At 64.2% G+C, this 14,253-nt stretch carries 12 protein-coding genes and 3 tRNA genes; 11 read left to right on the top strand and 4 right to left on the bottom strand.

Going from position 1 to position 14,253, the window contains the following annotated elements; translation table 11 throughout:
* Positions 1–213: 213 nt before the first annotated feature.
* Positions 214–1,068, bottom strand: a complete 855-nt coding sequence (folD, locus tag FG99_RS02800; RefSeq protein WP_043267154.1) for a bifunctional methylenetetrahydrofolate dehydrogenase/methenyltetrahydrofolate cyclohydrolase FolD — start codon at positions 1,066–1,068, stop codon at positions 214–216.
* Between the two features lie 264 nt (positions 1,069–1,332).
* Between folD and FG99_RS02795 the strand changes: the two genes are divergently transcribed.
* The 9 genes from FG99_RS02795 (at position 1,333) to FG99_RS02755 (ending at position 10,269) form a co-directional block, all read left to right on the top strand.
* Positions 1,333–1,409, top strand: a tRNA-Arg gene (locus FG99_RS02795).
* Between the two features lie 29 nt (positions 1,410–1,438).
* Positions 1,439–1,514, top strand: a tRNA-His gene (locus FG99_RS02790).
* Positions 1,515–1,566: 52 nt separating this feature from the next.
* Positions 1,567–1,651: transfer RNA gene (locus tag FG99_RS02785), tRNA-Leu, on the top strand.
* Between the two features lie 142 nt (positions 1,652–1,793).
* Positions 1,794–3,104 (top strand): trigger factor, encoded by a 1,311-nt coding sequence (gene tig / locus FG99_RS02780; protein ID WP_009623462.1) that lies wholly within the window; start codon positions 1,794–1,796, stop codon positions 3,102–3,104.
* 91 nt (positions 3,105–3,195) lie between these two features.
* Positions 3,196–3,834 (top strand): ATP-dependent Clp endopeptidase proteolytic subunit ClpP, encoded by a 639-nt coding sequence (gene clpP / locus FG99_RS02775; RefSeq protein ID WP_009623460.1) that lies wholly within the window; start codon positions 3,196–3,198, stop codon positions 3,832–3,834.
* Positions 3,835–3,941: 107 nt separating this feature from the next.
* Positions 3,942–5,222, top strand: a complete 1,281-nt coding sequence (gene clpX / locus FG99_RS02770) for an ATP-dependent Clp protease ATP-binding subunit ClpX (RefSeq protein WP_009623458.1) — start codon at positions 3,942–3,944, stop codon at positions 5,220–5,222.
* Positions 5,223–5,356: 134 nt separating this feature from the next.
* Positions 5,357–7,753, top strand: a complete 2,397-nt coding sequence (gene lon / locus FG99_RS02765) for an endopeptidase La (protein WP_009623456.1) — start codon at positions 5,357–5,359, stop codon at positions 7,751–7,753.
* Between the two features lie 136 nt (positions 7,754–7,889).
* On the top strand, positions 7,890–8,162 hold the full coding sequence (gene hupB, locus FG99_RS02760) for a nucleoid-associated protein HU-beta (protein ID WP_003087931.1): 273 nt from the start codon (positions 7,890–7,892) through the stop codon (positions 8,160–8,162).
* 229 nt (positions 8,163–8,391) lie between these two features.
* Complete coding sequence (locus FG99_RS02755) at positions 8,392–10,269, top strand: SurA N-terminal domain-containing protein (protein ID WP_043267152.1); 1,878 nt, start codon at positions 8,392–8,394, stop codon at positions 10,267–10,269.
* Positions 10,270–10,684: 415 nt separating this feature from the next.
* Here the strand turns inward: FG99_RS02755 and FG99_RS02750 are convergent, their stop codons facing one another.
* Positions 10,685–11,455 (bottom strand): DODA-type extradiol aromatic ring-opening family dioxygenase, encoded by a 771-nt coding sequence (locus tag FG99_RS02750; protein ID WP_043267150.1) that lies wholly within the window; start codon positions 11,453–11,455, stop codon positions 10,685–10,687.
* A 339-nt stretch (positions 11,456–11,794) separates the two neighbouring features.
* On the opposite strand from FG99_RS02750, the gene FG99_RS02745 reads away from it, so the two are divergent.
* Both FG99_RS02745 and FG99_RS02740 read left to right on the top strand, forming a co-directional pair.
* On the top strand, positions 11,795–11,986 hold the full coding sequence (locus tag FG99_RS02745; protein WP_009623417.1) for a hypothetical protein: 192 nt from the start codon (positions 11,795–11,797) through the stop codon (positions 11,984–11,986).
* A 98-nt stretch (positions 11,987–12,084) separates the two neighbouring features.
* On the top strand, positions 12,085–12,738 hold the full coding sequence (locus tag FG99_RS02740; RefSeq protein WP_043267148.1) for a thiopurine S-methyltransferase: 654 nt from the start codon (positions 12,085–12,087) through the stop codon (positions 12,736–12,738).
* 36 nt (positions 12,739–12,774) lie between these two features.
* On the opposite strand, the gene htpX is transcribed toward FG99_RS02740, so the two are convergent.
* Both htpX and FG99_RS02730 read right to left on the bottom strand, forming a co-directional pair.
* Positions 12,775–13,662 (bottom strand): protease HtpX, encoded by an 888-nt coding sequence (gene htpX / locus FG99_RS02735; protein ID WP_009623413.1) that lies wholly within the window; start codon positions 13,660–13,662, stop codon positions 12,775–12,777.
* A gap of 144 nt (positions 13,663–13,806) precedes the next feature.
* Entirely contained in the window at positions 13,807–14,253 is a 447-nt protein-coding gene (locus FG99_RS02730; RefSeq protein ID WP_009623411.1) for a hypothetical protein, read from the bottom strand.

The raw sequence follows: 14,253 nt of genomic DNA, 5'->3' as shown, positions 1-14,253 counted from the left end.
ATGGGTATCGCTTCGCTCAACCCATCCTACGGGGCTGTAACGTAGGACCTTGTCCGCGATAGCCGGGCGTTCCGGCGCGATTCGCGGATGAGATCCGCTGCCCCACCGCTCCATTTCCATGTAGGAGCGCGCCCTGCGCGCGAATCGCAGGCAGGGCCTGGGCGCGCCATGAAAAAAGGCCGCAGATGCGGCCTTTTTGCTGGAGCAAGGCTGTTACGCGTGCAGCTCTTCCGCAGCGTACAGGGTGTTCTCCAGCAGGCAGGCGCGGGTCATCGGGCCTACGCCGCCCGGCACCGGGGTGATCCAGCTGGCGCGCTCGGCCGCCACTTCGTATTCCACGTCGCCCACCAGCCGGCCGTCGGCCTGGCGGTTGATGCCCACGTCGATGACGATGGCGCCTTCCTTGATCCACTCGCCCTTGACCAGGCCCGGCTTGCCGGCGGCCACCACCACCAGGTCGGCGCGGCGCACGTGGTCAGCCAGGTCGCGGGTGAAGCGGTGGGTGACGGTCACGGTGCAGCCGGCCAGCAGCAACTCCAGGGCCATGGGGCGGCCGACGATGTTGGAGGCGCCCACCACCACCGCGTCCATGCCGTACAGGTCGGCGCCGGTGCTTTGCAGCAGGGTCATGATGCCTTTCGGGGTGCACGGGCGCAGCAGCGGGATGCGCTGGGCCAGGCGGCCGACGTTGAACGGGTGGAAGCCGTCCACGTCCTTGTCCGGGTTGATGCGTTCCAGCAACTGCGAGGCGTCGAGCTGGGCGGGCAGGGGCAGCTGGACCAGGATGCCGTCGATCGCCGGGTCGGCGTTGAGGCGGTCGATCAGGCCCAGCAGTTCTTCCTGGGTGGTGCTTTCCGGCAGGTCGTAGGCCTGGGACAGGAAGCCCACTTCCTCGCAATCCTTGCGCTTGTGCGCGACGTAGACTTGGGAAGCCGGATCGCTGCCGACCAGGATCACCGCCAGGCCGGGAATGCGCAGCCCTTGCTGGCGGCGCTCGGCGACGCGTTGGGCTATCTGCTGGCGGAGGCTGGCGGCGATCGCTTTGCCGTCGATCAGTTGTGCGGTCATGTCGGAGGAGCAACCATAGAGACGGGGAAAAAAGGACGCGCATTTTCGCACGCCGTCCACATAAGGCAAAGGCGGGCCGTCCCCGATTTGCCGTAACTCCTTTATCTCTTTGAAATTTTTTTGAAAAAACCGTTGACGAGGGTAGGGCTCGTCGCTAACATGCGCCCCGCTTGCCGAGCACAGCCTGAAGCAAGAAAGCCAAGGCAGTGCAGACCGGTTCAGTGGTTTCCACTGATCTGCTTAGCAAGGGTTGCAGCCACTAAAGCGCCCGTAGCTCAGCTGGATAGAGCATCCGCCTTCTAAGCGGATGGTCGCAGGTTCGAGTCCTGCCGGGTGCGCCATACTGGCGTTCGGTGAAGCATGTAATATGGTGGGCGTAGCTCAGTTGGTAGAGCACAGGATTGTGGCTCCTGGTGTCGTGGGTTCGATTCCCATCGTCCACCCCATATTCCGAAGCGCCAGGCCCCGAGCCTGGCGTTTTCGTTTCTGCGGTTCCCTGCGGACGTGGTGAAATTGGTAGACACGCCGGATTTAGGTTCCGGTGGCGCAAGCTGTGAGAGTTCGAGTCTCTCCGTCCGCACCATTCTTTTCCAGAAGCTCTCGCAGCCCGAGTATTTCCGCCGCTTTCAGCCTGGGTGACTTCTGCATTTCTTGTGACTAGAATGCTTGCCCTTGATTCTGGGAGCCGGAAGGACCGGCTTACGTCTGTGCCACGAGGAATATCCATGCAAGTTTCCGTTGAAAGCACCTCCGCTCTTGAGCGCCGCATGACCGTTGGCGTGCCGGCCGAGCGCATCGAGACCGAAGTCAACAAGCGTCTGCAGCAGACCGCTCGTCGCGCCAAGGTTCCCGGCTTCCGTCCCGGCAAGGTGCCGATGAGCGTGATCCGCCAGCGCTACGAAGCCGCCGCTCGTCAGGAAGCCCTCGGTGACCTGATCCAGGAAACCTTCTACGAAGCCGTGGTCGAGCAGAAGCTGAACCCGGCGGGCGCTCCGTCCGTCGAGCCGAAAGTGTTCGAGAAGGAGAAGGGCCTGGAATACGTGGCCACCTTCGAAGTCTTCCCGGAATTCCAGGTTGCCGGCTTCGATGGCATCGAGGTCGAGCGCCTGCAGGCCGACGTGGCCGACGCCGACGTCGACAACATGCTGGAAATCCTGCGCAAGCAGAACACCCGCTTCGAGGCCGTCGAGCGCGCCGCGCAGAACGACGACCAGGTGAACATCGACTTCGTCGGCAAGATCGACGGCGAAGCCTTCGCCGGCGGTTCGGCCAAGGGCACCCTGCTGGTGCTGGGCTCCGGCCGCATGATCCCGGGCTTCGAAGAAGGCCTGGTTGGCGCCAAGGCCGGTGAAGAGCGCGTGCTCAACCTGAGCTTCCCCGAGGACTACCAGAACCTCGACCTGGCCGGCAAGGCCGCCGAGTTCACCGTCACCGTGAACACTGTCAGCGAGCCCAAGCTGCCGGAACTGACCGAAGAGTTCTTCGCCCTGTTCGGCATCAAGGAAAGCACCCTGGAAGGCTTCCGCGCCGAAGTTCGCAAGAACATGGAGCGCGAACTGCGCCAGGCCATCAAGTCCAAGGTGAAGAACCAGGTGATGGAAGGTCTGGTGGCCGCCAACCCGATCGAAGTGCCCAAGGCCCTGATCGGCAACGAAGTGAACCGTCTGCGCGTGCAGGCCGTCCAGCAGTTCGGCGGCAACATCAAGCCCGAGCAACTGCCGGCCGAGCTGTTCGAAGAGCAGGCCAAGCGCCGCGTGGTCCTGGGCCTGATCGTCGCCGAGCTGGTCAAGCAGCACGAGCTGAAGGCCGACGAAGCCCGCGTTCGCGAGATGATCGAAGAGATGGCCTCGGCCTACCAGGAGCCCGAGCAAGTGGTCGCCTGGTACTACAAGAACGACCAGCAACTGAACGAAGTGCGCTCGGTTGTACTGGAAGAACAAGTTGTAGATACTGTCCTGCAGAAGGCCAAAGTGACCGATAAGCAGGTATCCTACGAAGACGCGGTCAAGCCTGCTGAAGCTCCTGTAGCGGCCTGATCCAACCCTTCGTTCGATCGTCATAAGCCAGCCCTCGGGCTGGCTTATGTCTTTGAGACATATCTATTTCATTAGGGAGTGATCGTCGGACATGCCGAATACCTTCATGCCGCAAGTTCCGAACATCCAGGCCGCCGGTGGCCTTGTGCCGATGGTGGTGGAGCAGTCCGCCCGCGGTGAGCGTTCCTACGACATCTATTCGCGCCTGCTGAAGGAGCGGATCATCTTCCTGGTCGGCCAGGTCGAGGACTACATGGCCAACCTGGTGGTGGCCCAGCTGCTGTTCCTCGAAGCCGAGAACCCGGACAAGGACATCCATCTGTACATCAACTCGCCGGGCGGTTCGGTGACTGCCGGCATGTCCATCTACGACACCATGCAGTTCATCAAGCCGGACGTGTCGACCATCTGCGTCGGCCAGGCCTGCAGCATGGGCGCGCTGCTCCTGGCGGGCGGCGCCGCCGGCAAGCGCTACTGCCTGCCGCACTCGCGGATGATGATCCACCAGCCGCTGGGCGGCTTCCAGGGCCAGGCCTCGGACATCGAGATCCACGCCAAGGAAATCCTCTTCATCAAGGAGCGCCTGAACCAGGTGCTGGCGCACCACACCGGCCAGCCGCTGGACGTCATCGCCCGCGACACCGACCGCGACCGCTTCATGAGCGGCGAGGAAGCGGTGCAATATGGTCTGATCGATCAGGTTTACACTCAGCGCCCCTCGGCCGCCTGAGTCTTTCCGCTCGAACGCGGCCGGGCGACCGGCCGTTTCGCGGGCTTGAAAATGCCCGCATTTGCCTTCATCTTGTGTTTCAAGCCCTATCCGACTGGAACGATCTAATGACTGACACCCGCAACGGCGAGGACAACGGCAAGCTGCTGTATTGCTCCTTCTGCGGCAAGAGCCAGCACGAAGTGCGCAAGTTGATTGCCGGCCCCTCGGTCTTTATCTGCGACGAGTGCGTCGACCTGTGCAACGACATCATCCGCGAGGAGGTGCAGGAAGCACAGGCGGAGAGTAGTGCGCACAAGCTTCCGGCGCCGAAAGAGATCCGTTCCATCCTCGATCAATACGTGATCGGCCAGGAACGTGCCAAGAAAACCCTGGCGGTAGCGGTCTACAACCACTACAAGCGCCTGAATCAGCGCGACCGCAAGGACGACGTCGAGCTGGGCAAGAGCAACATCCTGCTGATCGGGCCGACCGGCTCGGGCAAGACGCTGCTCGCCGAGACCCTCGCGCGCCTGCTGAACGTGCCTTTCACCATCGCCGACGCCACCACCCTGACCGAAGCCGGTTACGTGGGCGAGGACGTCGAGAACATCATCCAGAAGCTGCTGCAGAAGTGCGACTACGACGTAGAGAAGGCCCAGATGGGCATCGTCTACATCGACGAGATCGACAAGATCTCGCGCAAGTCGGACAACCCGTCCATCACCCGTGACGTGTCCGGCGAAGGCGTGCAGCAGGCCCTGCTGAAGCTGATCGAGGGCACCGTCGCCTCGGTTCCGCCCCAGGGCGGCCGCAAGCACCCGCAGCAGGAGTTCCTGCAGGTCGATACCCGCAACATCCTGTTCATCTGCGGTGGCGCGTTCGCCGGCCTGGAAAAGGTCATCCAGAACCGTTCCACCAAGGGCGGCATCGGCTTCAGCGCCGAAGTGCGCAGCCAGGAGATGGGCAAGAAGGTCGGCGAGGCCCTGCGCGAAGTTGAGCCCGAAGACCTGGTCAAGTTCGGCCTGATCCCGGAATTCGTTGGCCGCCTGCCGATCATCGCCACCCTCGACGAGCTCGACGAGGCGGCGCTGATGCAGATCCTCACCGAGCCGAAGAACGCCCTCACCAAGCAGTACGCCCGGCTGTTCGAGATGGAAGGCGTGGACCTGGAGTTCCGCCCGGACGCCCTCAAGGCCGTCGCCCGCAGGGCCCTAGAGCGCAAGACCGGCGCCCGTGGCCTGCGTTCGATCCTCGAAGGCATCCTGCTCGACACCATGTACGAAATCCCCTCGCAGACCGAGGTCAGCAAGGTGGTCATCGACGAGAGCGTCATCGACGGCTCGTCCCAGCCACTGCTGATCTACGAGAACAGCGAGCAGCCTGCCAAGGCTGCGCCTGAGGCATAAAGAAAAGGGGGCCTTCGGGCCCCCTTTTTCCTTCCCGTCTACCGCGCTTGTTTTTTCCCTGGCCTAACCCCATCTTAGGTCCAAGGGTCTAACCCCATCTTTTTTGGCCAAGTGCCGCTGTAGAGCCGAATATCATGAAAACACTCGTCGAGTTGCCCCTGCTTCCCCTGCGTGACGTAGTGGTCTATCCGCACATGGTCATCCCCCTGTTCGTGGGGCGCGAGAAATCCATCGAGGCCCTGGAGGCCGCGATGACCAGCGACAAGCAGATCCTCCTGCTGGCGCAGAAGAACCCCGCCGACGACGACCCGGGCGAAGACGGCCTGTACCGCATGGGCACCGTGGCCACCGTGCTGCAGCTGCTGAAGCTGCCCGACGGCACCGTGAAGGTCCTGGTGGAAGGTGAGCAGCGCGGCCATGTCGAGCGTTTCATCGACGAAGACGCCCATTGCCGCGCCGAAGTGTCGATCATCGACGAGGCGCCGGTCGGCGAGCGCGAGTCCGAGGTCTTCATCCGCAGCCTGCTGAGCCAGTTCGAACAGTACGTGCAACTGGGCAAGAAGGTCCCGGCCGAAGTGCTGTCGTCGCTGAACAGCATCGACGAGCCGGGCCGCCTGGTCGACACCATGGCCGCGCACATGGCCCTGAAGATCGAGCAGAAGCAGGAAATCCTCGAAATCACCGAGCTGGCCGCCCGCGTCGAGCACGTGCTGGCCATGCTGGATGCCGAAATCGACCTGCTGCAGGTCGAGAAGCGCATCCGCGGCCGCGTGAAGAAGCAGATGGAGCGCAGCCAGCGCGAGTACTACCTGAACGAACAGATGAAGGCCATCCAGAAGGAGCTGGGCGACATCGACGAGGGCCACAACGAGGTCGAGGAGCTGAAGAAGCGCATCGACGCCGCCGGCCTGACCAAGGAGGCGCTGGCCAAGGCCAACGCCGAGCTGAACAAGCTCAAGCAGATGTCGCCGATGTCCGCCGAGGCCACCGTGGTGCGCTCGTACATCGACTGGCTGGTGAACGTGCCGTGGAAGGCCGAGAGCAAGGTGCGCCACGACCTGGACAAGGCCGAGGACATCCTCGACACCGACCACTACGGCCTGGAAGAGGTCAAGGAACGCATCCTCGAATACCTCGCCGTGCAGAAGCGTGTGAAGAAGGTCAAGGGCCCGGTGCTCTGCCTGGTCGGCCCGCCTGGCGTGGGCAAGACCTCGCTGGCCGAGTCCATCGCCCGCGCCACCAACCGCAAGTTCGTGCGCATGGCCCTGGGCGGCGTGCGTGACGAGGCCGAGATCCGCGGCCACCGCCGCACCTACATCGGTTCCATGCCCGGCCGTCTGATCCAGAAGATGACCAAGGTGGGCGTGCGCAACCCGCTGTTCCTGCTCGACGAGATCGACAAGATGGGCAGCGACATGCGCGGCGACCCGGCCTCGGCGCTGCTGGAGGTGCTGGACCCGGAGCAGAACCACAACTTCAACGACCACTACCTGGAAGTCGACTACGACCTCTCGGATGTGATGTTCCTCTGCACGGCCAACTCCATGAACATCCCGGCGCCGCTGCTGGACCGCATGGAAGTCATCCGCCTGCCGGGCTACACCGAGGACGAGAAGGTCAACATCGCCTCGAAATATCTTGTACCGAAGCAGACTGCGGCCAATGGTCTCAAGAAGGGCGAGCTGACCTTCGACGAAGCGGCCATCCGCGACATCATCCGCTACTACACCCGCGAGGCGGGCGTGCGCAGCCTGGAGCGGCAGATCGCCAAGGTCTGCCGCAAGGCGGTGAAGGAGGGGGCCAGGGCCAAGCGCATCGAGGCCAAGGTCACCACCGAGACCCTGGAGAACTACCTGGGCGTGCGCAAGTTCCGCTATGGCCTTGCCGAGCAGCAGGACCAGATCGGCCAGGTCACCGGGCTGGCCTGGACCCAGGTGGGCGGCGAACTGCTGACCATCGAGTCGGCCATCGTCCCCGGCAAGGGCGCGCTGACCAAGACCGGTTCGCTGGGCGACGTGATGGCGGAGTCCATCACCGCTGCGCTGACCGTCGTGCGTAGTCGTGCGAAAAGTCTGGGAATTCCGGCGGACTTCCACGAAAAACACGATATCCATATCCACGTCCCGGAAGGCGCCACGCCCAAGGACGGCCCCAGCGCCGGCATCGGCATGTGCACCGCGCTGGTCTCGGCGATCACCCAGATCCCGGTGCGCGCGGACGTCGCCATGACTGGCGAGATCACCCTGCGCGGCCAGGTGCTGGCCATCGGCGGGCTCAAGGAAAAACTTCTGGCGGCCCACCGCGGGGGAATCAAAACCGTGATCATCCCGGAAGAAAATGTCCGTGATCTCAAGGAAATTCCGGATAACATTAAGGCAGATCTCGTTATTAAACCGGTTAAATGGATTGACGAGGTCCTGCAAATTGCGCTGCAATACACGCCGGAGCCCTTGCCCGATGCGGCTCCCGAGATGGTTGCAAAGGATGAAAAACGCGAGTCTGATTCCAAGGAGCGAATCAGCACGCATTAGCCGGGGGGCTTTCTTGACACTGTTTTTGGGCCCTTGTTATAAAGCGGCACTTGCTTTGTCAGTTGGCAAACCAGCACCTGCTTTTGCTTACACCTAACACATAGAAACATACTCAACAGAAATAAGGGGACTTAGAGTGAACAAGTCGGAACTGATCGATGCAATTGCCGCATCTGCTGATATCCCGAAAGCTGTTGCCGGTCGCGCTCTGGACGCGGTAATCGAGTCCGTCACTGGCGCCCTGAAGGCGGGTGACTCCGTCGTACTGGTTGGCTTCGGCACCTTCGCTGTCAAAGAGCGTGCTGCCCGCACCGGTCGCAACCCGCAAACCGGCAAGCCGATCAAGATCGCTGCCGCTAAGATCCCGGGCTTCAAAGCCGGTAAAGCCCTGAAGGATGCTGTCAACTAAGCGTCTTTCTGGACTTGACCTGTCCGGTCCGGCCTAGCGTCGGATCGGCCGCGGAGCGGCGCTCGGGATGGGTTACCATCCCGCATCGCCGGGGGTCGCGGGCCTGGCCCGCTAGCTCCGCCAGTTGCGAGAAGGCGCATCCTCGGATGCGCCTTTCTCATATCCGCATATTAAATACCCACGCCTCGCCGCCACTGACGGCAGGTGCGTGGCCGCTTTTGGGGGCCGCATGCTGCAAAACATCAGGGACAATTCCCAGGGCTGGATCGCCAAGACCATCATCGGTGTCATCGTCGTGCTGATGGCGCTGACCGGTTTCGATGCCATCATCCGGGCTACCCATCATGAGAATGTCGCTGCCAAGGTCAATGGCGATGACATCAGCATCCCCGAGCTGCAGCAGGCTCAGGAAATGCAGCGCCGCCAGCTGCAGCAGCGCCTGGGCAAGGACTTCGACGCCTCGACCCTGGACGACAAGCTGCTCAAGGACGCCGCACTCAAGGGCCTGATCGAGCGCAAGCTGCTGCTCCAGGCCGCACAGAACGACAAGTTCGCCTTCACCCAGCAGCAGGTCGACCAACTGATCCTGCAGACTCCCGAATTCCTGGTCGACGGCAAGTTCAACGCCGACAAGTTCGACCAGGCGCTGCGCCAGAACGGCTACACCCGCATGCAGTTCCGCCAGATGCTCGAGCAGGAAATGCTCATCGGCCAACTGCGCGCCGGCATCGCCGGCTCCGGCTTCGTCACCGACAACGAGCTGCAGGCCTTCGCCCGCCTGGAGAAGCAGACCCGCGACTTCGCCACCCTGACCTTCAAGGCCGATCCGTCCAAGGCCAAGGTCGAGGACGCCGACATCAAGGCCTACTACGATGCCCACAAGGCCGAGTTCATGAGCCCGGACCAGGTGGTGATCGACTACATCGAGCTGAAGAAGTCGTACTTCTTCAACCAGGTCGTCGCCAAGGACGAAGACCTGCAGGCCCAGTACCAGAAGGAAATCGCCGGTCTCTCCGAGCAGCGCGACGCCGCGCACATTCTCGTCGAGGTCAACGCCAAGCAGACCGATGCCCAGGCCAAGGCCAAGATCGAAGAGATCAAGGCGCGCCTGGCCAAGGGCGAGGACTTCGCCAAGCTGGCCAAGGAGGAATCCAACGACGTCGGCTCCGCCAACAATGGCGGTGACCTGGGCTATGCCGGCCGTGGCGTCTACGATCCGGCCTTCGAGGACGCGCTCTACGGCCTGAAGGCCAAGGGCGACGTGTCCGAGCCGGTGCGTACCCAGTACGGCTGGCACCTGATCAAGCTGCTGGGCGTGCAGGCGCCGGAAGTCCCGAGCTTCGCCAGCCTGAAGCCGAAGCTGGAACAGGACCTGAAGAGCCAACTGGTGGAGCAGCGCTTCGTCGACGCCACCAAGCAACTGGAAAGCTCCGCCTACGAAGCCTCCGACCTGGCCCAACCGGCCCAGGAACTGGGCCTGAAGGTCGAGACCAGCAAGCCCTTCGGCCGTGAGGGCGGCGAGGGCGTCGCCGCCAACCGCCAGGTCGTCCAGGCCGCCTTCAGCACCGAGGTGCTGGAGGATGGTGCCAACAGCGGCGCCATCGAGCTGGACCCGGAAACCGTGGTGGTGTTGCGCGTCAAGGAGCACCACAAGCCGCAGCAGCAGACCCTGGAGGAAGTCACCGCTTCCATCCGCGAAGTGCTGCAGCGCCAGCATGCAGCCGATGCCGCCAAGGCACAGGGCGAAGCCCTGCTGGCAGGCCTGCGCGACGGCAAGACGCCGCTGGCCCAGGCCCAGAACGGCCAGACCTGGAAAGTGGTGGAGGCCGCTTCCCGTGGCCAGGACGGCGTCGATCCGCAACTGCTCCAGGAAGTGTTCCGCATGGCGCGTCCGGCCAAGGCCGGGCAACCGACCTTCGCCGGCGTGACCCTGGGCAATGGCGACTACGTGCTGATCCGCCTGAACGGCGTCAGCGAGCCGAGCGCCACCCTGAGCGACCAGGAGAAGGCCATGTATCGCCAGTTCCTCGCCTCGCGCAGCGGCCAGGAAGACTTCGCCGCCTTCCGTCGCCAACTGAGCGACAAGGCCGAGGTCGAGAAGTACTGATCCATCGGCTGTGAGAAAAGGCGGAGCAGGGTGACCTGCTCCGCCTTTTTCGTATCCGCCGCATACCGACGCCATCCCATGTAGGCGCGAGCCGTGCTCGTCTGCAACGTAGGAGCGGACCTTGTCCGCGATAGCCGGACGATCCGGCGCGATTCGCGGATGAGATCCGCTCCTACGCTGCCCCACCCACGCGATTTCAATTGTAGGAGCGCGCCCTGCGCGCGAAATCGCGGGCAGGGCCCGCTCCTACAGGGTGCCTTGAGGCCCGGCATTCTCACCCGTAAGTCGATCTCGATTGGTGGATAACGCCGCAGCGTTATGGCCCTACGGGGCCGCTACGTAGGATGGGTTGAGCGAAGCGATACCCATCGCCATGGCCGCATGGACTGCCCCATCCTTCCCGCCGTGGCGATAGTCAACCGAAGCGGTAGATGTCCATGCCCAGGGCGCCCAGGGTGAAGCCAGCGTGCTCGACGTGCATGGCGGGGCCGCCGGCGCCGCGGGCGAAGTACAGCGGCAGCAGGTGTTCGTCGCTGGGGTGGTTTCGCGTTGCCGACGGTGCCTGCTGGCGATAATCGAAAAGCGCGGCTTCGTCGTTGCGCGCCAGCTTCTCGACGATCCAGTCGCGGAAGGCCCGGGCCCAGGGTTCGACCACGTCGGGGCCGGCGTGCCAGTCCAGTTCGCCGAGGTTGTGGGTGATGCTGCCCGAGCCGATGAGCAGGATGCCTTCCTCGCGCAACTGGCGCAGGGCCTTGCCGACATGGTCCTGCAGGCGCGGACCGAGGCGGCTGGGCAGCGACAGCTGCAGCACCGGGATGTCCGCGGCCGGGTACATCAGGCTCAGCGGCACCCAGGCGCCGTGGTCCAGTGGCCGCTCGGCGTCCAGGCTGGCCGGGATGTTCTGGCTGGCCAGCAGTTCGACGACGCGTTGGGCCAGCTCCGGGGCGCCGGGCGCGGGGTACTGGACCTCGTAAAGGGCGCGGGGGAAGCCGTAGAAGTCGTGCCAGGTCTCCGGCCGGGGATTGGCGGTGACGCGCAGGTCCGGCGTTTCCCAGTGCGCCGATACCACCAGGATCGCCTTCGGCCGGGGCAGCTCGGCGGCCAGGCGCTGGAGAGGCGCCGCGCTGGCACCGGGCTCCAGCGCCAGCATGGGGGAGCCGTGGGATATGAACAGGGTGGGGAGCATGGAACACCTCCAGGGGAATGGCGTTATGTTCCCGCTGGGATAGATCGAAATCCAGTATGGGTTTTCGACCATAACAATCCGTTAATTCGATGCCATCAAGCTGTGCCGCGAAGCGACGGTCGGGCGGAACCTGGATGGCCAGTGGCCGCTCCAATACCAGTGGTCGCTCTCGACTGTGACGGGGTCGAGGCGTTTTTGCCGGCTGCGTCGCAAAGCCATCTATTCTCGGAAAAGAGCCACAGCAAGTTGCGGCTTGCGTCTCTTTGGCTGAGGGGCGGGGGTGAGGATAATTCGCGCCCCGCGGTGCAGTCGTCGTTTCCAGCGTTCGAGGTTCCATCCATGCAAGCCTTCAGGCAAGAGCTGATCCTTCGGGAAGGCGATCGTTTCGTGCTCGACGACGGTACCGAACTCATCGTCCGCCGCATCCGCGCGGGGCGGGTGAGCCTGGGGGTGGTCGAGCAGCGCGAGCAGGCCGAGCGCCACGGCTGGCTGCACTGGCCGCTGCGGCCGGCGTTGCTGCGCGGTCGCTAGCGGCAGACGCCCGGCTGGGCGATCATGGGCATTCGGCGGAGCCGCTCCGCCGATTCCGTGCAGGCAATCCAGCCTGCACCGCAGCAGGAATGGAGCCCATGCACGAAGACTTCTGGCAGGCGCGCTGGTCGCGCAACGAAATCGGTTTCCACCTCGCCGAGGTCAACCCCTACCTCGTTCGTCACTGGCCGGCGCTGGCCCTGCCAAGGGGCGCGCGCGTGCTGGTGCCGCTGTGCGGCAAGTCGCGCGACCTGGTCTGGCTGGCGGAGCAGGGCTACCGGGTGCTGGGGGTGGAGCTGGCCGAGCGTGCGGTGAAGGATTTCTTCGCCGAGCAGGGCTGGCAGCCCGAAGTGGAGCAGCGGGGCGTGCTGTGCTGTTACCGGCATGGCGCCGTGGAAATCCTCCAAGGCGACTTCTTCGACCTGACGGCCGAACATCTGGCCGATTGCCAGGCGCTCTACGACCGCGCCGCGCTCATCGCCTTGCCGCCGGACATGCGCGAGGACTACGCGCGGCACCTGTCCGCCATCCTGCCGCGGCCGCTGGATGGGCTGCTGGTCACCCTGGAATACCCCCAGGAGCAGATGTCCGGGCCGCCGTTCGCGGTGCTGGCGGATGAAGTGAGGGAGCGCTTCGCGCAGTGGCAGGTCGTGGAGCTGGAGCGCCTGGACGTGTTGGGCGAGAACTGGAAGTTTCTCGACCGCGGGGTGAAGCGCCTGGAAGAGGTGGTGTTCCGGCTGCACCGGGACTGAAAGAAGAAGGGCGGCCCTGGGGCCGCCCTTGTTTCATCAGCGCGCGTTGCGCAGCGCCTCGATGCGTTCTTCCAGCGGCGGGTGGCTCATGAACAGGCCGGCGAGGCCGTGCTTGAGGCCGCCGTTGATGCCGAAGGCGGTCAGGCTGTCGGGCATGTGCACCGGCACGCCCTGCTCGGCGCGCAGGCGCTGCAGCGCGGCGATCATCGCGTTGCTGCCGGCCAGGTGGGCGCCGGCGGCGTCGGCGCGGAACTCGCGGCGGCGCGAGAACCACATGACGATGATGCTGGCGAGGATGCCCAGCACCAGTTCCGCGACTATGGTCGCGATGTAGTAGGCCGGGCCGCGGCCTTCCTCGGTCTTGAACACCGCCTTGTCGACGAAGTTGCCGAAGATGCGCGCGAAGAACATGACGAAGGTGTTCACCACGCCCTGGATCAGCGCCAGGGTGACCATGTCGCCATTGGCCACGTGACCGATCTCGTGGGCGAGCACCGCGCGCACCTCGTCCGGCGAGAAGCGCTCGAGCAGGCCCTGGCTGACGGCCACCAGGGCGTCGTTGCGGTTCCAGCCGGTGGCGAAGGCGTTGGCCTCGTAGGCCGGGAAGATCCCCACCTCGGGCATCTTGATGCCGGCTTCGCGCGAGAGCTGCTCGACGGTCTGCAGCAGCCACTGCTCGTGGCGGGTGCGTGGCTGGCTGATGATTTCCGTGCCGGTGGTGGTCTTGGCCATCCATTTGGACAGGAACAGCGAGATGATCGAGCCGGCGAAGCCGAAGACGGCACAGTAGACCAGCAGCGCTTGCAGGTTGAGGTCGACGCCGTTGGCGGCCATGACCCCGTTGAAGCCGAGCAGGCTCAGGGTGATGCTGGCGACGAGCACGACCGCCAGGTTGGTGGCCAGGAACAGCAGGATGCGCATCATGGGTAAGACTTCTCCTCGCGACTTGGGCGCACGGCGCGCAGGGGCGCGCCGGTGCCCCGGGCGTGCGCGCTCCGGGGCCGGGCTGGATTATGCGGGGTATATACGGTCGGCCCCTAGGCGATTCAACGTGGGGACTATTTCAAACTATGTCTCTTTTTCCACGCCAGCACATTCGAAGAGTAGCCGGGCCAGGCGCGAGATGCGTTCGCTGTGCGCATCGGCCAGCGCGTCGCGCAGTTGCTGCGCGAGGGTGGCCTGCTGGCGCCGCACGCTGGCGGGCAGCTGCGCGTCGTCATCGCTGCCGCGGGGCAGGGCGCGGCTCAGGCGCAGGAAGCCTTTTTCGCTGAGCACGGCCTGGTCCAGGGCTTCGTGGCGGATGCAGCTGTCGTAGCGCAGGTAGCCTTCCTCGGCCAGCCACAGCAGCGCGCCCAGGCAGGCCTGGTGACGCTTGCTGGGCAGGCCGAACTCGTCATGTTCTTCGCGGCCGATGAGGTCTTCCACGTACAGGGCGATCTTGCGCGGGAAGGCCTGGTAGAGCAGGAGCATCCCGGCGGCGGCGTCCTTGTAGAAGTCGTCGATCTGCAGGTCCAT

The organism is Pseudomonas sp. AAC, from assembly GCF_000725445.1.
Classification (GTDB): domain Bacteria; phylum Pseudomonadota; class Gammaproteobacteria; order Pseudomonadales; family Pseudomonadaceae; genus Pseudomonas; species Pseudomonas citronellolis.
Note: the sequence above shows the minus strand (reverse complement) of the source record. Positions and strands in the feature narration are given on the sequence as shown.

Coding starts and splice junctions, on each gene's coding strand:
- clpP (WP_009623460.1), top strand. CDS start 3,196: ATGCCGAATACCTTCATGCCGCAAGTTCCGAACATCCAGGCCGCCGGT.
- lon (WP_009623456.1), top strand. CDS start 5,357: ATGAAAACACTCGTCGAGTTGCCCCTGCTTCCCCTGCGTGACGTAGTG.
- tig (WP_009623462.1), top strand. CDS start 1,794: ATGCAAGTTTCCGTTGAAAGCACCTCCGCTCTTGAGCGCCGCATGACC.
- htpX (WP_009623413.1), bottom strand. CDS start 13,662: ATGATGCGCATCCTGCTGTTCCTGGCCACCAACCTGGCGGTCGTGCTC.
- FG99_RS02745 (WP_009623417.1), top strand. CDS start 11,795: ATGCAAGCCTTCAGGCAAGAGCTGATCCTTCGGGAAGGCGATCGTTTC.
- folD (WP_043267154.1), bottom strand. CDS start 1,068: ATGACCGCACAACTGATCGACGGCAAAGCGATCGCCGCCAGCCTCCGC.
- clpX (WP_009623458.1), top strand. CDS start 3,942: ATGACTGACACCCGCAACGGCGAGGACAACGGCAAGCTGCTGTATTGC.
- FG99_RS02755 (WP_043267152.1), top strand. CDS start 8,392: ATGCTGCAAAACATCAGGGACAATTCCCAGGGCTGGATCGCCAAGACC.
- FG99_RS02750 (WP_043267150.1), bottom strand. CDS start 11,455: ATGCTCCCCACCCTGTTCATATCCCACGGCTCCCCCATGCTGGCGCTG.
- FG99_RS02730 (WP_009623411.1), bottom strand. CDS start 14,253: ATGGACCTGCAGATCGACGACTTCTACAAGGACGCCGCCGCCGGGATG.
- FG99_RS02740 (WP_043267148.1), top strand. CDS start 12,085: ATGCACGAAGACTTCTGGCAGGCGCGCTGGTCGCGCAACGAAATCGGT.